Here is a 2,687-nt window from a genome sequence, read left to right as displayed (position 1 = left end):
CCGCCAGTGTGCGGCCCCGCCTTTCGGTCATCAGGGCTCCTCCGTAACCGTGTCGCGTAGCGAGCGGACTCACTTCTCGGAATGTGGACATCCCAAATCGCGAGATTGTAGTATCGCTTTGTGGGACAACCCGATGTTAGCAAGCAGGACGCCGGTCACCGTGTGCGCGTCACCTTGTGCAGCCCGCGCGGGCGGTCCGGGTCGAACCCCCGGGCCAGCGCGAGGTCCAGGGCCAGCCGCTGCACCGGCAGCACTTCGAGCACGGGTGCGACCTCCTCGGCGGTCTCGGGCACCGGGACGGACAACGCGGTGGGCATCGACGCGGCCGCCGAACCGACGCCGAGCACGTCGGCTCCGCGCTCGGCGACGGCGTCGAGCACCTCCCGCATCGCGGCGCCGCCACGTCCCGCGCTGGTCACACCCAGCACGGCGGTGTCGGCGTCCACGGCGGCCACCGGCCCGTGCAACAGGTCGGCACCGCTGTAGGCGCGGGCGGACAGGTAGCTGGTCTCCGCCAGCTTCAACGCCGCTTCCAGCGCGGTCGCGTACGAGTAGCCGCGCGCCGCCGTGACCACGCGGTCGGCGAAGCGGTACCGGTCCACCGCGCGCTCGACCTCGGCCGCGGAGTCGGCGAGCGTGCGTTCGGCCAGCCGCCCGATGTCGCGGACGTGCTCGCCGGAGCCTCCGCGCACGGCGTCCACGAGCAGGTACAGCGCGAGCAGCGTCGCCGTGTAGCTCTTGGTGGCGGCCACGGCCTGTTCCCGGCCGGCGCGCACGTCCACCGCCAGCTCGGCGGCCTCGGACAGCGGTGCGGAGAGGTTGTTGGTCACCGCCACCGTGAGCGCGCCCCGGGCCCGCGCGGTTTCGGTGACCTCGAGCAGGTCGTACGAACCGCCGCTCTGGCTGACCGTCACCAGCAGCACGTCCCGCACATCCTGCCGGGCGTGGTAGAGCGTGGTCGTGGAGGGCGAGACCAGCCCGGTCGGCAGGCCGAGCAGCACCTCCAGGAGGTACTTCGCGTACAGCGCGGCGTGGTCGCTGGAACCGCGCGCGGCCAGCAGCGCGAATCGCGGGGGGCGGTCGGCGATCGCGCGGGCCACGGCGGCGATGTCCGCGCGGGCCCGCACGAGGCCGTCCAGTACATCCGGTTGCTGGTCGATCTCGGCACGCATGTGCCGTCCCGGGCTGCCGTCGTTCACCCTGCTCACCCCGTTCGCGGCCGGAAGGGGCCGCCGCGTGCGCCTAAAAGCGGTCTAGACCAATACTCGGCTCGTTCAACGTACTATCCGAAGGGTACGTTCGAGGTGAGGGGGTAGGTGTCGCAGTGAGGGAGTTCGGTCATGGTTGAGACGCTTCCCGCCCAGCGGACCCAGCGGGAGCCGAAGTACTGGGCGCTCAAACAGCACCTGCTCGACCTGCTGGAGTCGCTTCCCGCCGGGTCGGCCATCCCCACGGAACGGTCGCTGGCGACCGAGTTCACCGTCTCCCGGACGACGGTGCGCCAGGCGCTCGCCGACCTGACCGCGGAGAGCAGGTTGCACCGGGTGCAGGGCAAGGGCACGTTCGCCGCGGAGCCGAAACTGGCCCAGCGGCTCCAGCTCTCGTCCTACACCGAGGACATCCGCGCTCAGGGCCGCGAGCCCTCGTCGCGGTTGCTCGAGATCGACGAGGTCGTGGCCGAGGGCGAGTTGCCCAGGCTGCTCGGCCTGCGTACCGGCGCGAAGGTGCTGCGGGTGCGCAGGTTGCGGCTCGCCGACGACGAGCCGATGGCGCTGGAGAGCAGTCACCTGCCGCTGGCGCGGTTCCGCGGCGTGCGCAGGCAGGTCGAGGAGGGCGGCTCGTTGTACGAGGCGTTGCGCGAGCGCTACGGCGTGGAGCTGGATCGGGCCGAAGAGACCATCGAGACGTCGTTGGCGGGCCCGCAGGAGGCCGAGCTGCTCGGTGCGGACGTCGGGATGCCGGTGCTGCTGCTGGCCCGGCAGACCTTCGCCGCCGACGGCAAACCGGTGGAGTACGTCCGCTCGATCTACCGTGGCGACCGGTACAAGTTCGTCACGACGCTGACCCGCCCGTCGCGTCGCTGAGCGCACCGGCCGCGCCGAGCCGGGCGCCGCGCGGGGGTCACCGTGCGACGCCGGGCCATGGCGGTGTGTTCGCATACTCGTATCCACAGTGGACGCACCGTCTTTCGTTGCCGGTAATGGTGCTCACGTCGTGAAACACCGGGAGCGTGGCGGGCGATTCGTTCGTTGAGGGGTCGATACGTCAGTCGCGAGCGAATCGAGAACATGACCGAGGACGAGAAGCGGGCCGGCGCGAAGAATCCGAAGGAATCGGCCATCCGCCCCGCCCAGGTCGCCGCCGCCGCACTCGCGGCCGTCACCGCGGCGTTCCTGGGTTCGACACTGGGTGTGTACGGCACGGTACTCGGTGCGGGCCTGATCAGTGTGGTGACCACGGTGGGCAGCGAGGTGTACGTGCGCTCGCTGGACAAAACCAAGGCGGCGGCCAGATCACTGCCCCGGGTCCGCACCCGCCGTGCGGCGGACCCGTCGGGGGGTGCGCACGGCGGCGGCACGTCGGATACGACACCGGACCAGGCCACCGTGCGGCTACCACGGCCGGGACCCCAGCCCGGCCCGGAGTCCACCCGTGCGTTGCCGCCCGTGTCCGGCGCGTCCCCGCTC

General features: G+C 71.4%; 2 protein-coding genes and 1 pseudogene. 2 read left to right on the top strand and 1 reads right to left on the bottom strand.

Annotated elements, in window-relative coordinates; genetic code table 11:
- Positions 1-155: 155 nt before the first annotated feature.
- Positions 156-1,172, bottom strand: coding sequence for an SIS domain-containing protein (locus tag SACSA_RS0110565; protein ID WP_198009045.1), 1,017 nt, complete (start codon positions 1,170-1,172; stop codon positions 156-158).
- 168 nt (positions 1,173-1,340) lie between these two features.
- Here SACSA_RS0110565 and SACSA_RS0110560 point away from each other — a divergent pair, with 168 nt between their 5' ends.
- Together SACSA_RS0110560 and SACSA_RS26755 are read left to right on the top strand one after the other, a co-directional pair.
- Positions 1,341-2,084, top strand: coding sequence for a GntR family transcriptional regulator (locus SACSA_RS0110560; RefSeq protein WP_019815723.1), 744 nt, complete (start codon positions 1,341-1,343; stop codon positions 2,082-2,084).
- Positions 2,085-2,288: 204 nt separating this feature from the next.
- Positions 2,289-2,687 (top strand): annotated as a pseudogene (locus tag SACSA_RS26755) (hypothetical protein); the annotation flags it as partial.

This window comes from Saccharomonospora saliphila YIM 90502, assembly GCF_000383795.1.
GTDB lineage: Bacteria > Actinomycetota > Actinomycetes > Mycobacteriales > Pseudonocardiaceae > Saccharomonospora > Saccharomonospora saliphila.
Note: the sequence above shows the minus strand (reverse complement) of the source record. Positions and strands in the feature narration are given on the sequence as shown.

Excerpts from the sequence above, each read along its gene's own strand:
- SACSA_RS0110565 (WP_198009045.1), bottom strand. The coding sequence starts at position 1,172 with ATGCGTGCCGAGATCGACCAGCAACCGGATGTACTGGACGGCCTCGTG.
- SACSA_RS0110560 (WP_019815723.1), top strand. The coding sequence starts at position 1,341 with ATGGTTGAGACGCTTCCCGCCCAGCGGACCCAGCGGGAGCCGAAGTAC.